Source organism: Arthrobacter gengyunqii, assembly GCF_023022985.1.
GTDB classification, from domain to species: Bacteria; Actinomycetota; Actinomycetes; order Actinomycetales; family Micrococcaceae; genus Arthrobacter_B; species Arthrobacter_B gengyunqii.
In genome coordinates this window covers 790,592-810,166 of record NZ_CP095461.1, presented here as the reverse complement: position 1 = coordinate 810,166, position 19,575 = coordinate 790,592, and the positions used below count along the sequence as shown (strand labels likewise).

Annotated in this window: 21 protein-coding genes; 5 read left to right on the top strand and 16 right to left on the bottom strand. The window is 64.8% G+C overall.

What is annotated here, in order from left to right; all coding sequences use genetic code 11:
* Positions 1 to 59: 59 nt before the first annotated feature.
* The 10 genes from MUG94_RS03690 to MUG94_RS03645 form a co-directional block, all read right to left on the bottom strand.
* Positions 60 to 725 carry a response regulator transcription factor gene (locus tag MUG94_RS03690; RefSeq protein ID WP_227891627.1) on the bottom strand — a complete coding sequence of 222 codons (666 nt, stop codon included), beginning with the start codon at positions 723 to 725 and terminating at the stop codon, positions 60 to 62.
* Positions 725 to 2,230: a GAF domain-containing sensor histidine kinase gene (locus tag MUG94_RS03685; protein WP_227908454.1), complete on the bottom strand. Its 1,506-nt coding sequence runs from the start codon at positions 2,228 to 2,230 to the stop codon at positions 725 to 727. The genes MUG94_RS03690 and MUG94_RS03685 overlap by 1 nt, the downstream gene beginning before the upstream one ends.
* 157 nt (positions 2,231 to 2,387) lie before the next feature.
* A complete protein-coding gene (locus tag MUG94_RS03680) occupies positions 2,388 to 3,068 on the bottom strand; it encodes a 4-carboxy-4-hydroxy-2-oxoadipate aldolase/oxaloacetate decarboxylase (RefSeq protein ID WP_227908453.1) in 681 nt (226 codons plus the stop codon).
* The gene (locus MUG94_RS03675; RefSeq protein WP_227908452.1) at positions 3,065 to 3,790 is read right to left on the bottom strand and encodes a PIG-L deacetylase family protein; all 726 of its coding nucleotides are present in this window, start codon (positions 3,788 to 3,790) and stop codon (positions 3,065 to 3,067) included. Before MUG94_RS03675 ends, MUG94_RS03680 begins: the two co-directional genes overlap by 4 nt.
* 58 nt (positions 3,791 to 3,848) lie before the next feature.
* Positions 3,849 to 4,592, bottom strand: a complete 744-nt coding sequence (locus tag MUG94_RS03670) for an SDR family NAD(P)-dependent oxidoreductase (RefSeq protein ID WP_227908451.1) — start codon at positions 4,590 to 4,592, stop codon at positions 3,849 to 3,851.
* Entirely contained in the window at positions 4,589 to 4,867 is a 279-nt protein-coding gene (locus MUG94_RS03665) for a muconolactone Delta-isomerase (protein WP_227891634.1), read from the bottom strand. Before MUG94_RS03665 ends, MUG94_RS03670 begins: the two co-directional genes overlap by 4 nt.
* A gap of 27 nt (positions 4,868 to 4,894) precedes the next feature.
* Entirely contained in the window at positions 4,895 to 5,596 is a 702-nt protein-coding gene (locus MUG94_RS03660; RefSeq protein WP_227908450.1) for an alpha/beta hydrolase, read from the bottom strand.
* The gene (locus MUG94_RS03655; RefSeq protein ID WP_227908449.1) at positions 5,593 to 6,996 is read right to left on the bottom strand and encodes an MFS transporter; all 1,404 of its coding nucleotides are present in this window, start codon (positions 6,994 to 6,996) and stop codon (positions 5,593 to 5,595) included. Before MUG94_RS03655 ends, MUG94_RS03660 begins: the two co-directional genes overlap by 4 nt.
* Entirely contained in the window at positions 6,989 to 7,840 is an 852-nt protein-coding gene (locus MUG94_RS03650; RefSeq protein ID WP_279324705.1) for a class III extradiol dioxygenase subunit beta, read from the bottom strand. Before MUG94_RS03650 ends, MUG94_RS03655 begins: the two co-directional genes overlap by 8 nt.
* 28 nt (positions 7,841 to 7,868) lie before the next feature.
* On the bottom strand, positions 7,869 to 8,261 hold the full coding sequence (locus MUG94_RS03645) for a protocatechuate 3,4-dioxygenase (protein WP_227891638.1): 393 nt from the start codon (positions 8,259 to 8,261) through the stop codon (positions 7,869 to 7,871).
* Between the two features lie 135 nt (positions 8,262 to 8,396).
* On the opposite strand from MUG94_RS03645, the gene MUG94_RS03640 reads away from it, so the two are divergent.
* The 3 genes from MUG94_RS03640 to MUG94_RS03630 all read left to right on the top strand — a co-directional run bounded on the left by MUG94_RS03640 (position 8,397) and on the right by MUG94_RS03630 (position 10,904).
* The gene (locus tag MUG94_RS03640; protein WP_227908447.1) at positions 8,397 to 9,269 is read left to right on the top strand and encodes an aldo/keto reductase; all 873 of its coding nucleotides are present in this window, start codon (positions 8,397 to 8,399) and stop codon (positions 9,267 to 9,269) included.
* A 62-nt stretch (positions 9,270 to 9,331) separates the two neighbouring features.
* Positions 9,332 to 10,033 carry a type 1 glutamine amidotransferase domain-containing protein gene (locus tag MUG94_RS03635; RefSeq protein WP_227908446.1) on the top strand — a complete coding sequence of 234 codons (702 nt, stop codon included), beginning with the start codon at positions 9,332 to 9,334 and terminating at the stop codon, positions 10,031 to 10,033.
* 7 nt (positions 10,034 to 10,040) lie between these two features.
* Positions 10,041 to 10,904: an SDR family oxidoreductase gene (locus MUG94_RS03630; RefSeq protein WP_227908445.1), complete on the top strand. Its 864-nt coding sequence runs from the start codon at positions 10,041 to 10,043 to the stop codon at positions 10,902 to 10,904.
* A 104-nt stretch (positions 10,905 to 11,008) separates the two neighbouring features.
* Here MUG94_RS03630 and MUG94_RS03625 read toward each other — a convergent pair whose 3' ends face one another.
* The 6 genes from MUG94_RS03625 to MUG94_RS03600 form a co-directional block, all read right to left on the bottom strand.
* A complete protein-coding gene (locus MUG94_RS03625) occupies positions 11,009 to 11,464 on the bottom strand; it encodes a DUF3817 domain-containing protein (protein ID WP_227908444.1) in 456 nt (151 codons plus the stop codon).
* Between the two features lie 84 nt (positions 11,465 to 11,548).
* Complete coding sequence (locus MUG94_RS03620; RefSeq protein WP_227908443.1) at positions 11,549 to 12,412, bottom strand: methylenetetrahydrofolate reductase; 864 nt, start codon at positions 12,410 to 12,412, stop codon at positions 11,549 to 11,551.
* A gap of 115 nt (positions 12,413 to 12,527) precedes the next feature.
* On the bottom strand, positions 12,528 to 13,925 hold the full coding sequence (locus MUG94_RS03615) for an ABC transporter substrate-binding protein (protein WP_227908442.1): 1,398 nt from the start codon (positions 13,923 to 13,925) through the stop codon (positions 12,528 to 12,530).
* Between the two features lie 46 nt (positions 13,926 to 13,971).
* Entirely contained in the window at positions 13,972 to 14,895 is a 924-nt protein-coding gene (locus MUG94_RS03610) for a carbohydrate ABC transporter permease (RefSeq protein ID WP_227908441.1), read from the bottom strand.
* A complete protein-coding gene (locus MUG94_RS03605) occupies positions 14,892 to 15,872 on the bottom strand; it encodes a carbohydrate ABC transporter permease (RefSeq protein ID WP_227908440.1) in 981 nt (326 codons plus the stop codon). Before MUG94_RS03605 ends, MUG94_RS03610 begins: the two co-directional genes overlap by 4 nt.
* A gap of 209 nt (positions 15,873 to 16,081) precedes the next feature.
* The gene (locus tag MUG94_RS03600; RefSeq protein ID WP_227908439.1) at positions 16,082 to 17,023 is read right to left on the bottom strand and encodes a DUF5996 family protein; all 942 of its coding nucleotides are present in this window, start codon (positions 17,021 to 17,023) and stop codon (positions 16,082 to 16,084) included.
* 140 nt (positions 17,024 to 17,163) lie between these two features.
* On the opposite strand from MUG94_RS03600, the gene MUG94_RS03595 reads away from it, so the two are divergent.
* The gene (locus MUG94_RS03595; protein ID WP_227908438.1) at positions 17,164 to 18,153 is read left to right on the top strand and encodes a nucleoside hydrolase; all 990 of its coding nucleotides are present in this window, start codon (positions 17,164 to 17,166) and stop codon (positions 18,151 to 18,153) included.
* A gap of 121 nt (positions 18,154 to 18,274) precedes the next feature.
* The gene (locus MUG94_RS03590) at positions 18,275 to 19,573 is read left to right on the top strand and encodes a multidrug effflux MFS transporter (protein ID WP_227908437.1); all 1,299 of its coding nucleotides are present in this window, start codon (positions 18,275 to 18,277) and stop codon (positions 19,571 to 19,573) included.
* Positions 19,574 to 19,575 lie beyond the last annotated feature (2 nt).

Genomic DNA, 19,575 nt, shown 5'->3' with positions numbered 1-19,575 from the left:
GAAACCCAAAAGTGCCGCTCCCGGGGGAACGGCACTTCAAGAACTGCGGACAGTACAGATCAGGCGGTGGGCGCGGTCAGCCCCGCGTTGACGGCAAGGAGGGCGGCCTGGGTCCGGGAGGACACATTCAGTTTCCCGAGAACGTTGGAAACGTGCGTGCGCGCCGTGCGTTCGCTGATAAACAGGTCCTTGGCTATTTCGCGGTTGGATTTCCCGGCGCCGACCAGTTGAAGGACAGTCCGCTCCCGCTCGGTCAGGGACGAAATTCCCGCCCCGGGCGAGCGCATCATCTGCGCAAATTTCCGGGCCATTGAAGTATCGATAAAGACTTCGTCCCGGGCGGCGGCGCGGATAGCTGCGGCCACCTCCTGGGCGCCCGCGTCTTTGAGCAGGTACCCGGATGCTCCCAGCTGCATCACGGTGTTCATCCGCTCCGCTTCCCCGAAGCTGGTGAGGACAACCACCTTGACGCCGGGGTACCTTCGCCGGATTTCCGGCAGGGCGGCGGTACCGTCCAAGCGGGGCATCATGAGGTCCAGGAGAACGACGTCGGGCAGCCCCCCGTGGACTGCCAGGTCGGCAAGCTGCTCCAAGGCGTCCTGTCCGTCCACGGCTTGTCCCACCGCTTCAATGTCATCCAGGACATCCAGATAGGCCGAGATGCCACGTCGCGCAACGGCGTGATCGTCAACAATCAGCACTTTCAAGGTCTGCGGATCCTTCATCACTCTTCTTCCTGAAACCGGTTGTCGACCATAAAAGGAACACTGGCACGCACCACCGTGCCAACATTTCCAAAACTGCGGCCCACCTCAAACGAGCCCTGCCAGCGCACGATGCGCTGACGCATGAAACCCAGCCCGTGTCCGTCCTGCGCCGCGGTTGCGGCGGTGAGGTCGTGCCCGTGCGGACCGCCGTTGTCCCGCACCGTCAGCACGATCCGCCCGCCTTCGACGGCGCACCGAACATCCAACAGATCCGCCGGCGAGTGTTTCACGGCGTTGTGTACCGCTTCAGCAGCCACATGGTAAAGGTCCTCGCCCAGCTCCCCGTCAATGTCGTCAAGCCCCGGGTCAAGATGCAGCTCAAACTTCACGCCGGTCTGCCGGTGCGTGGTGGCAGCCAGTTTGGTGAGCCCGCCGTGCAGGCCCACCCCCTCGATGGCGCTCGGCCGCAGTTGCGCCACGAGGCCCCGCAGGTCTTTCAGCACCGACCCCGTGATGGTTCCCAGTTCCTCCGTGATCGACCGTGCGCGGGGGTCACCGGCAGCAACGTTGTCCCCGTCAAGCAGCACAGTGAGCGTTTGGGTGAGCATGCCCATGGAGAAGATTTGCTGCACCACCGAGTCGTGAAGGTCCCGGGCCAGGCGTTGCCGTTCCTCCCGGTGGGCTGCGGCGCGTTCCTCCTCGAGCAGCGACGCATAATCAATGGCCAGCCCCGCCTGGTCGGCCATGGATGACAGGAAGTCGACCGCCTCGTCGTCGATCTCCTTCCCGGGCTTCACAAAGACGTTGAGGATGCCAATCGTGTTCTGCCGCACGTTGATCGGAATGGAGGCGAAGGCATCCCACTCGGGATACCGGTGCAGTTCGTGCAGTGGCTGCCACGCGGGATTGGACATGATGGCGGCGTAGCGGTGCGGAATAACCACCGGTTTCCCGGATTCAAAGACGTCAAGCATGCGCAGGTCCGCACCCAGCTCCCGGCACTCCATCAGCAGGGAATGGAAGGAATTGCTCCGGGCCGAGGGGAAGCCGGCCATGCCCAGCATGTGCAGCTTGTCCTCGGAGTACCCGTTTGTCAGCACTTGGACACCGGCCAATCCGTCGGCCTGCAGGATCTCGCGGGCCAGGGCATTGAGTGTTGCCGGAAGCGACCGTTCAGAGGCCACGCGCGCAGCAGTCCGCGCCACGGCCGCTGCCCGCCGCTCACGCTGCCGGCGTGCGGTGACATCGTGGAAAACCACCGCGTGCCGGCCGTCCGACGGCTGCATCCGATAAGCCAGCTCACGGGGTGTTCCGGACACCTCTATCCACCCCGTGCTCCAGCCTGGCCCGCTGGCCGGACCTGTTTCTCCGAGCATTGAAGGCGCCCCCCACAGGCCCTCGAGCAGCGACGGTCCGCTGCAGCCCAGGATTTCCTCGCCGGCAGCGTTGATCTCCACGACTTTTCCGCTGTCATCAATGAGGGCAAGGCCCACCGGCCACAGGTCCGCATTTCCGCTCCGCACACCCTCCCCTTTCACCCCCGGCCATTTACTCCGGCCATTCACTCCGACCCTGGTTCGTGTTCCACATCACACCCATGGCAACAGTACAAGACCCGGTGTGCTGCCCGCGGCGGGCACGGCCGCGGGCAGCCGGCGCAGCGCCTTCGGCGTCCGATGGCTACTGGTCCACGTACTCCACTCCCAGCTCCTTCAACTTGGGCCGGAGATCGTACAGATCAAGTCCCAGGATCCCTGCCCTGAACTGCTCACGCTTCTCGGCCTCGTTGTCCTGGCGCCGCTGCGCCTTGACCGCGGCATCCGCAGCCTCCGCCAGCGGAACGATCAGGACGCCGTCGTCGTCGGCCACGACGGCGTCTCCGGGCAGCACGGATATGCCGGGCAGCATGATCGGAACGTTGATGGACCCGGGGTTCAGCTTGTTGGTGCCCTGGGAATGCACCGCTTTGGACCAGACCGGGAACCCCATGGCCGTCAGGTCGGCCACGTCCCGAACACCGGCGTTGATGATCAGTCCCACCGTTCCGCGGGCCATCAGTGCCGTAGCGAACAAGTCACCGAACATGCCGTCTGTGGAGGGGGACGTAGTGGTCACGACCAGCACATCGCCCTCCCCGCACTGTTCGATGGCGGCGTGGATCATGAGGTTGTCACCGGGATGGCTCAGCACCGTCACCGCCCGCCCGGCGATGCGGGCACCGGGGTAGATCGGTTTCAGCACGGGTTCCACCAGTCCGCGGCGGCCCATTGCTTCGTGAACAGTGGAGACGCCCAGCCGTCCCAGGGCAGCCAGAGTTTCGCGGTCGGGGCCTGCCGTTGTCCGTACAATCCGGTGGCTCATATCAGTTCACTCCCAACCACCGGAAACAGGCGGGCATGGGCTTCCGCGTGGGTGATGGATTTCGCGCCGCCGTTGCGCACGGCCTGCACGCCGCGGCGGCCCGCCAGCTCCGTGTAGTAATCCACCAGATGGTCCTGGGCGCCCATGCACTTCATCGCTGCCTGCTTGCGGTCAAAAACCTCAGTGATGTCAAGGAGAAGATCCACCGAGAAGCCGCACATCTCCGGCTGATGGGGCTCGAACATCAACACCTGCGGCGCGCCGATCGGAGGGTTGTCAGTGAGGTGTCCCATGGCCTGTGCCACCATCCGTGCTTGCAGCAGGGTCTCATGCGCCAAGTTGTGGTCCCGGTTGTACGGGTCATTCGCTACATGCGTAATGATGGTGTCCGGCCTGTACAGGCGCAGCAGTTCAACGACGCGGCTGAAGGCCGCGTCATCGACCCGAAGCGGGTAGTCCCCCAGATCCAGAAAATCGATGTCGGCGCCCAGGGTCTCCGCCGCCTGCGCTGCCTCTTCCCGCCGAATCCGTTTTGCCTCGTCAAGGGTCATGCCCTCCCTGCGCCAGAGGCCCTGGGATTCGCCCCGCTCGCCGAAACTCAGGCAAATGACGTGAACGTCGTCGCCCCGGGAAGCGGAGAGGGCGATGGCCCCTCCCGCCCGCCACACGAAGTCACCGGAGTGGGCACTGAAAACTACAAGGGATTGTTTCTGCTGGGTCATGGGTTGCTGCCGCCTGTCGTGGGAACTCTCTGGTGTGCATTGGGGATCGAAGGTTGCTTCACCTCATGAGGCCTCCGCCGTCGCAGATCATCGTCTGCCCCGTGATCAGGGCAGCGTCGGCTGAGGCAAGGAACAGGGCCAGGCCGGCGAAAGCCTCCGGGGTGACGAACTCCCGGATGGCTTGCCGGGACATGGTGGAGGAAAAGACATCCCGGCCGGAATGCGCCGTCGTCCCCGGGGTGGCAACCTGAGCCGGCACAATCGCGTTGACGGTGATGCGGTCCTCCCCCAGCTCATTGGCGAGCACCCTGGTCAGCCCCAGCAGCGCCCCTTTGGATGCAATGTAAGCCGCCTGGCCGGCGTTGCCCGTGAAAAAGGTGCGGGAGGCAACGTTGATCACCCGCCCGCGGAAGGCACTCTCCAACAGATGCGGATGAACGGCCTGGGTGACAATCAGGGGCGCCACCGCATTGACCGCAAAGTAACGGTGCATTTCTTCCGGGGTGACGTCCTGGAAGCTCCCTCGGCCGCTGAGCAGCCCGGCGTTGTTGACCACCACGTCCACCCCGCCGAAGCGCGCGGCTATCTCCTGAACCGCACGGTCAACCTCCGGTTTCACCGTCACGTCGCACGGAAAGAAGTGTTCGCCCTCTCCCAGCGCCGATTCCGGTTTCTTGATGTCCAGGACAGCCACTGTGCTGCCCTCATCCGCGAACCGTTGGGCGATGGCCCTGCCCAGCCCGCCCGCTGCGCCGGTGACGATCACGACCCGGCCGGGGAGTTGCCCGCCTGCTGAGGTCATCCCTGCTCCTGGGGATGGGTGGCCAGCGGTTCGACCTGCACGTCCATCCAGGGGAACTGCGGCAGGGAAGAGAGTGCGTGGTGGAGTTCGGTGGCGTCCGCCGCTTCCCACAGCCCGACGACGGCGCGCCGCCCCGGAACGCGCCACAGCCGCTTCAACGCTCCGTCCTTACGGAGTTCCATGGCCCGCTCCCGCTCAGATTCTTTGAGCCCGGCAACCTGTTCTGCTGTGAACGAGTCCGGCAGCGCCGTTTCGAATCGAACCAAAAATTCCATGACTATTCCTTCCCTCGGAGGCTGAGCTCAGCCGACAATCTTCAGCAGTACCGATGCCAGGGCCTTGGGCGCAGTCACCATCGCCTCATGTCCGCTCTCCAGTTCGTGGGTTTCCCAGCCGTCCGCGCTGGCCTGGCGGGCAAAAGACTCGAAAACCCGCATCCAGGCGACGCATTCAATAAAGACTCCGGGCACGTCCGCATAGGCTCCGGTGAGCAGCAGCGGGTCCGTATACGTCTTCCACGGATGCGGGGTCAGCCTCGGCGCCAGCCACTGATGGTCCGCGGCCTCCGATATGCCAAGTTTTTCCAGCGGCCTCGGGGGAATCAGCCAGCCGAACCCGGCGGATTCGACCGACTCCCGGTAATGGTGCGCCACACTGTCGGGAAGAAGGTCAATCGCCGGGCGTCCGTCGCCGATGAAGCCGTCCAGATGCACCCGTCGGGCCAACCGGTCCGGAACCCGGTCGGCCACACCCGTGATGACCTGGCCGGCATAGCTGTGGCCGACCAGGGTGACGTTGTCGAGATCGTACGTTTCCATCAGCCGGACGATGTCTTCGACGTGCGTCTCCACTCCGATGGACGGACTGATCAGATGCGCGCGGTCCGAGACACCGGACAGCGTGGGCGTATAGACCCGGTGCCCGGCTTCCTGCAGGGCGGGCACCACCCGCTGCCAGCACCAGCCGCCGTGCCAGGCTCCGGGCACCAGGACAAGATTGCTCATGCCCGGCCTCCCCGTGCCCGCAGCTGCTCGGGTTCTGCTCCCGGCACCTCGCCGGCATCAGCGGAGGCGGGGTACCGCCCCACTTTGAGCACGGCCATCGCAGCAAAGCTGATCAGGCCCATGAGAAGCAGATAGACGGCGATCGGCGTCGACGAATTGAAAGCCGCGTACAGCCCGGTGGCGATGAGGGGCATGAAACCGCCGCCCAGGATGGAACCGATCTGGTACGCCGTGGAGGCGCCGCTGTAGCGGACTTCAGCGGGAAAGAGCTCCGCGATCAGGGCGGCCTGCGGCCCTGCCATCAGCGACTGGCCCAGCAGGATCACGGCAAAGGCAAGGGCAATGTTCAGGGGCCTGCCGGTGTCCACGAGCCAAAAGAAGGGGAAGGACCAGACGGTGAGGAGCGCCGCTCCCCAGAGGAAGACCGGCTTCTGCGCGAATCTGTCGGCCAGCACCGCGCCGAGGGCAATCGTCACCAGATGGCACACAGCACCGAAGATGATGAGCATCAGCATGGTGTTTCGTTCGAGCCCCAGGGTACTGGTTCCGTAGGACAGCATGTAGACGGAATACAGGTAGCCGATGGCCGGAGCGGCGATAGAGACAACGCCTGCGAGGAGAACGGTGCCCGTGTGGTTCCGGAACAGGTTCAGAATGGGAGCTTTGACGTCCTTCTTATCCTGCTTCACCGCCTTGAACGCCGGCGAGTCTTCGATCTTCAGGCGCATCCAGAGGGCAATCAGGATCAGGACCGCGCTGAAGAGGAAGGGCACTCGCCAGCCCCAGGACTGGAAGGCTTCAGGAGCCAGGATATTCGTGACAATGACAAACACCACGTTGGCTCCGATGATGCCCACCGGCAGCCCCATCTGCGGGAATGATCCGTAGAAGGACCGCCTGTTGGTCGGCGAATATTCCACCGCCATGAGCACCGCGCCGCCCCATTCGCCACCGACACCAATGCCTTGGAGCAGCCGGAAAGTCACGAGCAGGATGGGCGCCCAAATGCCGATCGTGGCGTACGTGGGAAGCAGCCCGATGGCCACCGTGGCGATGCCCATCAGCAGCATGGAGACCAGCAGCATGGACTTGCGCCCGATCCGGTCTCCGAAGTGCCCCATCATCAGACCGCCCAGGGGCCGGGCCAGGAAGCCCACCGCAAAGGAGGCAAAAGCGGCAAGTGTTCCGGCCATCGGGTTTTCGGTGGGAAAGAACTGGGGCCCAAAGATGAGGGCCGCCGCCGACCCGTAAATGAAGAAGTCGTACCACTCGATGGCCGTGCCCACCAGGCTGGCACCCAGTACTTTCTGCCGCTCCTTCATGGAGGGCAGCGCCGTGCCCCCGCCCGCGCTGCCGGACAGCGCCCCTGCCGGTACACCGGCTGAAGGCAGATCAGCCATGGAGGGCTCCCTGTTGTTCACTGCTGTCCGCATCGCCCTCGGGGGTGGCAAACAGGGCGAGCGCCGCTGCCGTGTTCGAGGCCGGCACATGGTAGGTGTCGTGGACCCGGCGGATGTCGTCTCCCACTGCCCCGCGCATGACCAGCCACATGATCATCTCGATGCCTTCCGAACCCGCCTCACGGATGTAGTCTTCCCGGGAAATCTGGGCGAGGCTCTGCGGATCCTTCTCGATCCGGGTCAGGAAGTTCCGGTCGAATTCCTCGTTAATAAGGCCCGCCCGCTCTCCGGAGAGCTGGTGGGACATGCCCCCGGTCCCGAACACAGCAACCTTGATGTCCTCGGGGTAGGACCGGATGGCACGCCCGAGGGCTTCGCCAAGGTCCAGGCAGCGCTGTGCCGTGGGCTGCGGATAGTGCAGGACGTTGACCAGGATGGGCACTACGGCACACGGCCAGGCTTCCCCCGGGTCCGGGGTGTAGACGGACAGCGGAACGGTCAGGCCGTGATCGACGTCGAGGTCCTGAAGAACGGTGAGGTCGAAGCCCTCATCCATGAGGTTCACCAGCAGGTGCTCCGAGAGCTCGGGTGCTCCGACGACGTTGGGAACCCGGCGGGGACCGTAGCCCTCATCAGCAACGGCGTAGTGATCCGAGGTTCCCATCGCGAAGGCCGGAATGATGGACATGTCCAGAGCATTCGCGTGGTCGTTGTAAATAATGACAGCAACGTCCGGAGCATGATCGGCCATCCACTCCCGCGCCGGCGCATAACCGTCAAAAAGCGGCTTCCAGTAGTCGTCGGTTGTTTTGTGGTTGTCCATCGCCGCCCCAATTGACGGCACGTGTGAGGTAGCAAGACCCCAAATGATCTCAGCCAAACTTCCGTCCTCCTGCTATCAGCTCTGCAGTGAATTCTTCGGTGGTCATGCCGGTAAAGACTGCACCCAGGTCCTGCATGGATTTCCGGTCGATGGCCGCAAGCTTGATGACGTAGAAAATCGACGCTCCGATCTCCGTCATCCGCTTCCAATCACGTTCCAGGACCACCCGCTTCTGTTCCTCGTTGAGGTGGTAGGCGTCGCAGTAAGCCGGCTCATCCGCGCTGAATTTTTCGCGGTTAGCCGCATCCTTGAGTGAGAAAAACATCCTGTTCAGGGCACGTCCCCGGTTGCTCGATTCGGTGTCGTAGACGTGGGTGCCCTCAATGCGCGGAGTGTGGGACGGCACTGTGCCTCCTCCTGATTGGCGGGTGGTGGTGCTCATTGTCTGGTGAGCCTATGTCTGCCCGGACACCGTGGCATGGGCAGCCTGACCTGTTTGATCCGCGACGTTTGTCGCATGCCGCGTTTATCAGGGTGCTGAGGAATAAACCCCCTCACGGCCCTTGTTGACGCCTACATGACTGATACGACGGAAACTTCACCTGCCCTGTCCTCCACCATCGATTTGTTGGACCTGGGCACCGTGCACCGCCTGGGCTTCGGCGCCATGCGGATTGTGGGACCCGGGGTCTGGGGCGAGCCGGAAAGCCGCGGCACCGCCGTCGACGTGGTGCGCCGCGCCGTCGAGCTGGGCGTTGACTTCATCGACACCGCTGATTCCTACGGCCCGAACATCAGCGAAGAGATCATTGCCGAAGCGCTCTACCCCTACCCGGACGGCGTCCGGATTGCCACCAAGGTGGGCTTTGTCCGCACCGGACCGGATGCCTGGGTGCCGGTGGGCCGCCCGGAGTACCTGCGCCAGCAGACCGAACTGTCGCTGCGCAAGCTCAAGGTCGATTCGCTGGACCTGCTGCAGCTGCACCGCATTGATCCCAAGGTGGACCGCGACGAGCAGTTCGCCGTACTGCGCGACCTGCAGCAGGAGGGCAAGGTGAAGGCCCTCGGCCTGTCCCAGGTTTCCGTCGAGGATCTGGAAGCGGCTGCGAAGTTCTTCACCGTCTCCACCGTGCAGAACCGCTACAACCTCACCGACCGTTCCTCCGAGGACGTCCTGAAGTACTCCGAGGACAACGGCATTGGCTTCATCCCGTGGGCCCCGATTTCCGCCGGCGAGCTGGCTCAGCCCGGAGGCCCCGTGGCGGAAGCCGCAAAGCGCCTGAACGCCACCGATTCCCAAGTGGCCCTGGCCTGGCTCCTGCGCCGCTCCCCGGTCATGATGCCGATCCCCGGCACCGGCTCCATTGCGCACCTTGAGGAAAACCTCGCCGCCGCGGATCTGGTGCTCGACGACGCCACCTTCGCGGAGCTCGACGCCGCCGGCAAATAAGTCTCTGACCGGCAGGCCGCAGCACCCCCCACCTCCCATCCCCTCTCAAAGGAGAACTCCCCATGGCCAATATCCTCATGGTCGTTTCAGCAGCCGATTCCCTCACCATGAAGGACGGCAGCGAGCACCCCACGGGCTTCTGGGCCGAGGAACTCGCGGAGTCCCACCGTGTCCTGCGCGACGCCGGGCACACCGTCCGCATCGCCACCCCCAACGGCACCAAGCCCACCGTGGACGCGGTCAGCCTGGATCCGTCGCAGGCCGGCGGCGCTGAGAAGGCCGCGGCCTTCACCAACTACCTCGCCTTCATCGACGCTGAACTCTCCGACCCCCTGCCCCTCGCGGACGCGAATATCGCTGAGTACGACGCCGTTGTCATGCCGGGCGGGCACGGCCCGATGGCGGACCTGGCTTTTGACAAGGACCTGGGCCGAATCCTTATTGCAGCCGACAACGACGGAAAGATCATCGCTCCGTTCTGTCACGGCCCGGCAGGATTGCTGAGCGCCGAGACCGAGAACGGCGACTTCGTCTTTGCCGGCCGCAGGCTCACCGTCTTCACGGACGAAGAGGAAATGGGCGGCGGCACCGGAGAAAACACCCCCTGGTTCTGCGAGGACGTGCTGCGCAACAAGGGCGCCGTCATAGAGTCCGGCCCGGCCTGGACCAGCTTTGTGGTCCGCGACCGGAACCTGATTTCGGGCCAGAACCCCCAGTCCAGCGAGGACGTGGCCAAGGCCGTGCTCTCCGCCCTGGCTGAGTAGGTTCCCCGTGACTGTCCTGATCGCCGGCTGCGGTGATCTGGGCACTGAAGCCGGCCTGCGGTTCGCCGCGGCCGGCTTTTCCGTGCTCGGATGGCGCCGCTCCCCCGACAAAATTCCTGCCCCGATCACCGGCCAGGCCGCTGACCTGACCGGCTCAAGCGGTGACCTGCCGCGCATTCCGGCGGACACCGACGTCGTCGTCATTGCCGTGGCCGCCGACCGGCGCAGCGAAGACGCTTACCGCGCCGCGTATGTGGACGGCACCGCGAACGTCCTGGATGCGCTGGAGCGCGACGGCGTGCGTCCGCGGCGGATCCTGTTTGTCTCCTCCACCGCGGTGTACGGCGATGCCGGGGGCGGCTGGGTGGACGAGGACACTCCGGCGGCGCCGGCATCCGCCACCGGTGCCGTGATTCTCGAAGCGGAGGAACTGCTGCACGCGCGCCGGCCCGACGCCGTCGTGCTCCGGCTGTCCGGCATCTACGGCCCGGGCCGCACCCGGCTGATTGATTCGGTGACCGCCGGCACCGCCGTGGTTCCGGCCGTGCCGCAGCTGACCAACCGCATCCACCGCGACGACGCCGCCGCCGCGATAGTGCACCTGACCACGCGTGTACCGGAGCCGGAACCGCTGTATGTGGGCGTGGATGATGAGCCCGTGGATCTGGCAGAGGTGCTGCGGTTCCTGGCCGCGGAGCTGGACCGGGAACTGCCCGCTGCCGAGCCGGCCGGCACCGGCACCTCCAGCCGCGGCGGTGACCGGAAGCTCCGCAACGCGAAGCTGCGGGGCACCGGCTTCGAGTTCGCCTATCCCACGTTCCGTGAGGGCTACCGGGCCGTGCTCGCCGGAACGGGCATCCGGCACCCCTAAAGGTGCAACCCCCCTAACGTCGGGAACGCCGACACGAAAGAGGCGGCCTTCCCCACCGGGAAGGCCGCCTCTCTTTGGCGTTGTTGCGGTGCAAATTGCCCGGATCAGCCCTTCGGAATGGGCGGGCCCAGGATGAGGAGCACCAAGAAGACCACGGCTACGGCGACCAGGGCGACGAGGGCAGAGGCCACCGGGCGGCGGAGCACCAGGGCAGCTGCTTTGTCGACCGGGTTGGCGGGCTCCTCGCCGCCGGGCGCCATGCGCCAGCCGCCGTCCAACAGCCCGCGGCGGTCCACCGAGCGTTCGAAGGGAATGGTCGCCCACGGAATGACGGCGAGCGCCACGCCCAGGATGCCGGTGCGCGCCGGCCACTTCTGGTTGGCCCAAACAAAAAGCGTGACCGCGGCGTAGGACAGGAACACGAACCCGTGCAGGCCGCCTGCGATCGGAGTGAAGCTCTCATTGTCGAAGCCGTACTTGGCCACCAGGGCGGCGATGAGCAGGGTCCACGTCACAGCCTCCGCAAAGGCGAGGGTGGTGAATAGTTTTCGGGGGGTCATGGTGGTGCGCTTACCTTCCGCGTGGGTCTTGCCAACAGTATGTCAGCATCGCGCGGGCGGAGGCCAATCGCCGTCGGCGTCCCTTTATCCCCGCGCCTGGGCCAGCAGTTCCCGCCGCCAGGCCTCGGTGGAGGCCAGGTCATTGAAGGTGAAAATGTGGAATCCCCTGATGTTGGCGTCGCTGCCCGGCAGCCCCTGAAGCAGTCCCCGGATGAGCTGCGTGGGCTTGTAGCCGGACGGGCTGAAGAACCGGCGCACCATGTTCTGCTGTTTTTTCAGGAAGTTGGCCGACTGGCCCAGCCCGAGCCCGGCGGAGACCCGGATCAGCCGCTGCCGGCTCACCGGCCCCGGCATGCCCACGTAGACCGGCAGAGCCACTCCGTCCTGCCGGATGTCCGCGCCCCACTCCAGGACAGCTGTGGCATCGAAACAGATTTGGGTGAGGATCCGCGTGGCCAGGGGTGCCTTGTCCCGCAGTGCCTGCCGCATCACCTCGTTGCTGAAGGAGCCGTGGCCTTCCGGATAGCCGCCGATTCCCACTTCAGTGAAGTGATGTCCCTGGCTCTTGAGTTCGCGCAGCAGGCTCGGTGCGTCGGGGAACTCGCCTGCCGCCTCCTCAACGTCGCCGGCGATGACGAAGATCCGGTCGATCTCCGCAGCTTCCAGGCGGCGCACCAGGGTGTTGAGCTCTTTGGCGTCCCGGACCAGCCGTGCCGGGATGTGGGGCGCCACCGAGTAGCCCCTGCCGCTGAGGAAAACAGCGGTGTCCAGCGTGGGTTCCAGCCCCTTGCCGCCCGTTGCCGTAATGGTCAGCGGAATGCTCGCCGGCACGTCCGCCACTACCTTGGTCCTGGCGGAGGGAAACGGCATGATTTCATAGCCGATGTTGTCCAAAAGGGCTGCAAGTATCTTCCGCTGCCCGTCCGTGGCCGCCACCGGTCGTGCCATGCGAATCCTCCTTGGATTGTTTCGCTCGTCTGGTTGCCTGCCGCCTAACGCCGGCGCAGCGGGGCCGGTTTCCCGTCCCGGGGAAAACCCGCCCCGCTGCCGGCGTTGCCGGTCCCTACTGAACGGAGCTGTTGTAGCTTTCGATTTCCCGCTGCAGCTCAGTGACCGCCTCTGTCAGCTCGGTCTTGCTGTCACCGCCCAGCAGCGCCCCTTCGAGGGCATCCTCTGCCGCCTTGCGTGCCTGCGGCATCGAACCGGCCGAGCAGCCCTGGGTTGCCGAGGTCAGTTCCGTGGCTTCCAGCTGCTGCACGGCAACATCGAACTGCGGATACTGCTCGCGCCACTCCACGTCCTTGGGCTCATCCAGGGCAGCCTTGGAAATCGGGAAGTATCCGGTGCCGGTGTGCCAGGTGGCCTGGGTGGCCGGCTCGGCCAGGAACTGCATGAACTGCCAGGAGGCTTCCTTCTCCGCATCGGAGTGTCCCTCGCCGGAGACCCAGAGCGAGGCTCCCCCGATGATCGGACCGGAATCGTTCTCCTCAATCTTGGGGTAGAACCCCACGCCCAGTTCAAAGCCCTGCTCCTCGGCCGCCTGCTGCATTCCCCGCAGGGCACCCGTGGACTCCAGCGTCATGCCGATGGTTCCGGTCTTGAAGGCATTCTGCGCATCGGCCGTGGCCCGGCCCGTGTTGCCCGCGATGCCGGTGGCCACCAGGTCCTTCCACCAGTCGACAAACTCCACGGCGGAGTCATTGTTGAGCGTGTACTCAGTGGCCCGCTCTCCGCTGCGGCCGTTGTCCGGTCCGCAGTACAGCTCACCGCTGGCAGCAATTTCCTGTTCCAGGAGCCAGCCGTAAATGGCGGCGTTGAATCCGAATTCCGCCGGGCCGCCGTTGACCTTCGACAGCGCCTCCGCAGCCGTGCCCACCTCGTCCAGGGTCTCCGGCGCCGTTTCCGGATCCAGTCCTGCTGCTTCAAACAGGGTTTTGTTGTAGTACAGCACGGGCATGGACGTGTTGAACGGCATGGACCAGAGCTCATCGTTGATCGAGTAGTAACCCGCGATGTTGGGCTGCAGATCGGACACGTTGTACTCGTCCCGGTCAATGAAGACCTGCGTGGGCAGCACCGCCCCGGAATCGATCATGAACTGGGTACCGATGTCGTAGATCTGCACCATGGTGGGAGTGCTGTTGGACTGCACTGCCGCCTTGTACTTCGTGATGGTGGCGTCGTAGTCACCCTGGTAGACGCTCTTGACCTCAATCTTGCCCTCATTGGCAGCATTGAATTCAGTGATGAGCGCGTCCAGCGTCTCGCCGTTGGTGCCGTCCATGGAGTGCCAGAAATTGACCTCGGTCACGCCGTCGGCCTCCTCCAGGACATCGGCGGGCGGTGCCGCACTGTCATCTGCCGTCTCGCCGCCGCCTGACCCGCAGGCGGACAGGGCTAGGGCCAGGGCCGCGGTTCCGGCCGCCAGTGGCAGGAATCGGCGTCGTCGTATGGTTCGCATGTGGTTCCCCTTCATCGGTTTTTCGCAGTCGAATATGGTCGTGCGGTCATTTGATCGAACCGGCGGTAAGGCCGCGGACAATGAACCGCTGGCCGAAAATCACCAGCAGCAGGGTGGGAATAATGGCCAGCACCGTTCCCGCAAGAACCAGCCCGGCGTTGAAGTTGTCCGCTGAACGCAGCTGGGTGATGCCAATCTGGATGGTTTGCATCTCAGGGGTTTGGGTCACCAGCAGCGGCCAGAGGTACATGTTCCAGGCCGACAGGAAGGACCAGATGCCCAGGGCCGCCAGCGTTGGCTTGGACAGCGGCACCAGGACGGAGATCAGGAAACGGAAGTGTCCGGCACCGTCAATCCGCGCCGCCTCCCACAGCTCCACCGGGAAGGACAGGAACGCCTGGCGCAGCAGGAAGATGCCAAACCCGTGGGCGAGGAAAGGCAGCACGAGAGCGGACGTGGTGTTGATCAGTCCCAGGGAGCTCATCGTCAGGTAGTTGGGGATGATGATGGCCTCGGACGGCACCATCATGCTGCACAGGAACAACGCAAACCAGAACGAGCGCCAGCGGACCTTCAGGAACACCAGTGCGTACGCGGCCAGCATGGAGGTGACCAGCTGACCCAGCGTGATCAGGCCGGCCATGACCACCGAGTTCACGTACTGCCGGCCCAGCGGAATGCTGTTCAGGGCGCCGGTGAAGTTCTCGGCGCGGAAACCGCCAAAGGGCCACAGCGACGCCGGGTAGGAATTGATGTCTCCCGGGCCCATGAAGGACCCCACAAAACCGAAGTACACGGGAAAAAGCACGACGACGGCGCCGGCTGTCAGCGCCAGATACGTCAGGACACGGCCCAGGGTCAGGGGACGGCGGCTGCGCCGCGGTGTGCCGGCTGTTGCCTGCGGGGCACGGGCTCCGGAACCGGTGCGGGCGTTGGCGCCGGCGGCCGAGGGAGTTGCTGTGCGGCTCACCGGTAAAACACCTTCCGCTCCAGGATGCCGAATTGGACCACCGACACCACCACCACGATGATCAGCAGCACCACGGCCTGCGCGGAGGCGTAGCCAAAGTTTGAATTGTTGTTGGCGAACGCCTGTTCGTAGATTGAGTAGACGAGCGTGGTGGTGCTGTCCTGCGGGCCGCCCTTGGTGAGGATGTGGATCTGGCCAAAACTCTGCAGGGCGTGGATGGTTCCGGTGACCAGCAGGAAAAAGAGCTGCGGGGTCAGCAGCGGCATGATGATGGAGCGCTGCATCCGCCATCCGTGGGCGCCGTCGAGCCGTGCGGCCTCAACGATGTCCTCGGACACGGCGCCGAGGCCCGCGGAGAGGACCAGCAGGTTGTAGCCCAGCTGCATCCAGACCGTGGCGAGCGACACTGACAGCAGCGCCCACGCCGGATCGGTCAGCCAGCCCACGCGGTCCACGCCGAAGAAGGCCAGCATGCCGTTGAGCACCCCGGTGGCCTGGTTGAACATGACGCCGAAAATCACCGACGCGGTGGCCACTGAATAGGCGAAAGGAAGAGCGAAGGCGGTGCGGAAAAAGCGCACCGCCTTTATTTTTTGATGCAGCAGCAAGCCAAGGACGAGGGCCAGCACAATGGACGGGACCACCGTGAGGACGGTAAAGCCCAGGGTCACCAGCATCACGGTTCGGAATCCGGGGTCCGTAAACAACCGCAGGTACTGGTCCAGGCCAACAAATCCCGAGGGACGCCCAAAGAGGTCGCTGCCCTGGAAAGACAGGAAAACCGAACGTCCCAGCGGATAGAAAAGGAATGCGGCGAAGACCAGCAGCGCGGGCAGCAAATACCACCACGCTTTGATGCTGCCCCTGTCCGTGGTGCGTGCTGCCTGCGGATGTGCCTTCTTCCGCCTGATGCGGGTATTCGTTGATGCCACTCCAGGGGCGCTCATCTGTCCGCCCTGCCGAAATCCCTCATTCATTCATTCCCATCCGGAGGGCAACATTGCTCCATCGGCGTGCAGTGATGGCGCCACAGTACCTACGGGGATTAAGCGAAAGCAAGGAAACTGCAGGTGAACCTTTGGATTACTCTGATACCCGGTCCGGCCGGTCATTTTGGGGTGCATGGCAAGAAAAGAAGATTCCCCGGCCAGCACAATGCAGCGGGTGAGCGTGATCGGACGGTCGGTCAGGGGTGTTTTCCGCCGCCGGGACGCAGCGGCTGCAGCCCGTACGTCAGCGGTTCAGTGATCCAGTCCAGGTCTTCCCACCGGTCCAGCCGCTGCAGGATGGCAAAACTGGAACGGCAGAAGTCCACCACCGCCCGTTGCGGGTCCGGCGCGGAAAAGGCATCCTCCAGCCGGAAGACGAACTCGCTCTCCTGGACCAGGAACGAAGCCTGCGGCGGTTCCAGCAGGGATCCGTACGTGCCGATGTCCGCCAGGAACGGATAGGGCAATGCGTAGAACGACGGCGCTGCATTCTTGGTATCTCCGGGCCAGAATCCAACTTCGAAGAACTTCTCATCGAAGCCGTTCCTGCCAATCACGTCAGTGCCCGAATACGGTGCTGGCTGCCCGCTGAATACGTTCCCGGAGAGGTCCATGGTGCCGAACCAGAAGGCCGGCATGTCCACCTTTCCGCGCATCGGGGCCAGGAAACCGGCCAGGGACCGGTGGGCAAACTGCAGGTTCGCCAAAAAGAGCTCCACGGCGTCCCGGTCATAGGAGTGGTGCTTGGTGTCCTGGTCAAACGGGATGGGATCGTGAAACTCCTGTGGAGCCGTGGTGATTCTTGTCGGCGCACCAATGGTGTCCAGCGCGTTCAGCAGCTGCCCGTGGAAATCCGCCACGCTGAGTCCGTCGGCCAGCGGCATCCGCACCCGCGCACCCAGGCTGTTCTGCACGTCCACGTGATGCCGGACAAGGTTGAAGTAGATCTCGAAGTTGCAGTCCCCGGCCGGAATGATGCCGGTGCCGATGCCTTGGATGGTGGTGTCCATACGGACATGGCCCCACTCCGGGCGTTTGCAGCTGCGCTCAAGCTTCACCTTTCCGGCCATCTGAAGGAACAGATGCAGGGTGTCGGCGGTGTCCTGCCAGTCGGTGTAATTGAGGAATCTCTTATCCATGGAAGTTGCCTCTTCCTGGTGGCGGAGCCAGCGGCGGAGCCGCCGTGCCGGGCTCTTCCCAGTGTGAAACGCGCCTGTTTCACGGTCAACGACCGCTGCTGCGCTGGCTAGACTGAAATTCCAACACCGACGGAGTCCTGATGAATCCCGCCCCCGCAAACGCTGCGCTCCCCGCAGCCGTGATTGCCGACGTCGACACCGGGATGGACGATGCCCTGGCGCTGGTGTTCCTGGCCCGCGACCCGCGCATCGATCTGCTGGCCGTGACCTGCGTGGCAGGCAACACCGCCGTCGATCAGGTGGTCCGCAACACCCTGGACGTGCTGCATGCCGCCGGCGCCGGCGGCATTCCGGTGGCCCGCGGGGCGGAACGGCCCCTGATCAACGATCCCCGCGACGCCCATGCCTTCCACGGCGCCAACGGTTTGGGCGGGCTCGAGCTTCCCCGCAGCCCGCACTCCCCCGGCACCTTGGCCGCCGTCGAACTGATGCACCGCACCATCGAGGATTCTCCCGTTCCCGTGACGCTTCTGGCGCTGGGACCGCTGACCAATGTGGCGGTGTTCCTGCGCGCTTATCCCGCCACGGCGCGCAAACTGGAGCGCATCGTGTTCATGGGCGGTTCCGCCGGCATCGGCAACGCCACCTCGCATGCCGAGTTCAATGCGTGGCAGGACCCGGAGGCCCTGGCGATCGTGATCCACAGTGGCGTTCCCACCGTCATGTACGGGCTGGATGTTTTCATCCAGGCGACGTTGGAACCCGCGCAATACCTGCCGCTGGCCCGCGCGGATGACGACGGCGCCCGCCTGGTCGGTGACATCCTCACCGTGGGCGGACTGCGCGGCGGAGGAGCCGACCCGCAGCCGGTGACCATTGGCGACGCCGGTGCCGCATGCCTGATTGCCGTTCCGCAAACGGTGGAGCTGCTGCGGTATCCGGTGCGGGTGGAACTGTCCGGCCACAGCCGCGGGCAGACGCTCGTGGACCGGCGGCTGCAGCCGGGCGAAAGCGAGCACCACGGAGAGGCCGGTCCCGTGCCGGTCATCGAGGTGGCGCTGGGACTGGACCACCGGCTGATGACGGAGACGTTCCTGGACACCGTGCTTCCGCCACCGTCGCCCCGTTAGTGGCGCAGCACACTGTGCCTCGCCCTTGTTCGCCTGCACCGACGGCACCTAGGCTGAATGGGGACTTTGTTGGCTTCCAGCACTTTCCTCTCACTCCCCCACAAACTCTGAAGGAACACTGTTGAGCACTTCGCCCAGGACCCAGGGCAGCCGCCCTAACTACCGTCCAGGGATCAAGTACATCCTGATGCTGGGCGCGCTGGCGGCACTTCCGGCGGTCACCACGGACATGTACCTGCCGTCGCTGCCCATCGTGGCAACCGAACTGAACACCAGCCAGGCCGCCGCCCAGTTCACCATGTCCGGAACCCTGATTGGCGCAGCCTTCGGGCAGCTGGTGATCGGACCTTTCTCGGACCGGTTCGGACGCAGGCTGCCGCTGCTGATCGGCATCAGCATGCACGTGATTGTCTCGCTCCTGTGCGCCGTTGCGCCGGGCATCGGCACCCTGATCGGGCTGCGGGTCCTGCAGGGATTCTTCAATGCCGCCGCCGGCGTGGTGGCCATCGCCGTCATCCGTGACCGTTTTGTCGGATCGGATGCCGCCCAACTGCTCTCCCGGCTGATGCTGGTCATCGGGCTGGCACCGCTGCTGGCGCCGACCATTGGCCAGGCCGTTGCCAGCATCTGGCAGTGGCGGGCCGTCTTTGTGGCCCTGGCAGTCATCGGGCTGGTCCTGGTGCTGATTGTCTGGCGGTTCATGCCTGAAACGCTGCCCGCGGAACGGCGGCGCACCCGCGGCGGGCCGAGCGTTTTCCGCGGCTACAAGGTGCTGCTGCGGGACCGGCACTTCCTTGCCCTGGCATTCATTCCAGGCCTGGGCATGGCCGTCATCATGAGCTACGTGGTGGGTTCACCGTTTGTTTTCCAGGACGAGTACGGCCTGACGCCGGGGCAGTACGCCCTGGTGTTCGCCGTCAACGGCGCGGGCATGGTCATCTCCGCGCAGGTGAACGCCGCACTGGTCCACCGTGTGTCTCCCACCCGTATCCTGCGCGTGACCGTTCCGGTGATTCTGGGCTTGTCCCTGCTGCTGCCGGTCATCGTCCTCACCGGAATCGGCGGCGTCTTCGGGCTGGCCGCCGGACTCTGGCTGGTACTGGCCATGCACGGACTCATCGCGGCCAACTCCACCGTCATTGCGCTGGGCAATTACGGCCACATGGCAGGGTCCGCCGCTGCTCTGATCGGTGCGCTGCAGGTGGGCGTGGCCGGCGTCGTCAGCCCCCTGGTGGGTGTGTTCGGCGGCGGGGCGCTTGCCATGTCCGGTGTCATTATCGCCTGCTGCGCCGTGATGTTCCTGGTTCTTGCCGCCGCCACGCCCGCGTACCGGCGGGGCGGCCCGGCCGCGTTGGAGGGCACGAACACCTCCCTTGAAGCCGATGCCGCAGCCGCTGAGGCCGAACTGCCCGAGCGTTAGCA

Coding starts and splice junctions, on each gene's coding strand:
- MUG94_RS03645 (WP_227891638.1), bottom strand. CDS start 8,261: ATGAGCACCACCACCCGCCAATCAGGAGGAGGCACAGTGCCGTCCCAC.
- MUG94_RS03655 (WP_227908449.1), bottom strand. CDS start 6,996: ATGGCTGATCTGCCTTCAGCCGGTGTACCGGCAGGGGCGCTGTCCGGC.
- MUG94_RS03665 (WP_227891634.1), bottom strand. CDS start 4,867: ATGGAATTTTTGGTTCGATTCGAAACGGCGCTGCCGGACTCGTTCACA.
- MUG94_RS03640 (WP_227908447.1), top strand. CDS start 8,397: ATGACTGATACGACGGAAACTTCACCTGCCCTGTCCTCCACCATCGAT.
- MUG94_RS03675 (WP_227908452.1), bottom strand. CDS start 3,790: ATGACCCAGCAGAAACAATCCCTTGTAGTTTTCAGTGCCCACTCCGGT.
- MUG94_RS03605 (WP_227908440.1), bottom strand. CDS start 15,872: ATGAATGAGGGATTTCGGCAGGGCGGACAGATGAGCGCCCCTGGAGTG.
- MUG94_RS03620 (WP_227908443.1), bottom strand. CDS start 12,412: ATGGCACGACCGGTGGCGGCCACGGACGGGCAGCGGAAGATACTTGCA.
- MUG94_RS03635 (WP_227908446.1), top strand. CDS start 9,332: ATGGCCAATATCCTCATGGTCGTTTCAGCAGCCGATTCCCTCACCATG.
- MUG94_RS03595 (WP_227908438.1), top strand. CDS start 17,164: ATGAATCCCGCCCCCGCAAACGCTGCGCTCCCCGCAGCCGTGATTGCC.
- MUG94_RS03670 (WP_227908451.1), bottom strand. CDS start 4,592: ATGACCTCAGCAGGCGGGCAACTCCCCGGCCGGGTCGTGATCGTCACC.
- MUG94_RS03660 (WP_227908450.1), bottom strand. CDS start 5,596: ATGAGCAATCTTGTCCTGGTGCCCGGAGCCTGGCACGGCGGCTGGTGC.
- MUG94_RS03680 (WP_227908453.1), bottom strand. CDS start 3,068: ATGAGCCACCGGATTGTACGGACAACGGCAGGCCCCGACCGCGAAACT.
- MUG94_RS03615 (WP_227908442.1), bottom strand. CDS start 13,925: ATGCGAACCATACGACGACGCCGATTCCTGCCACTGGCGGCCGGAACC.
- MUG94_RS03625 (WP_227908444.1), bottom strand. CDS start 11,464: ATGACCCCCCGAAAACTATTCACCACCCTCGCCTTTGCGGAGGCTGTG.
- MUG94_RS03690 (WP_227891627.1), bottom strand. CDS start 725: ATGAAGGATCCGCAGACCTTGAAAGTGCTGATTGTTGACGATCACGCC.
- MUG94_RS03600 (WP_227908439.1), bottom strand. CDS start 17,023: ATGGATAAGAGATTCCTCAATTACACCGACTGGCAGGACACCGCCGAC.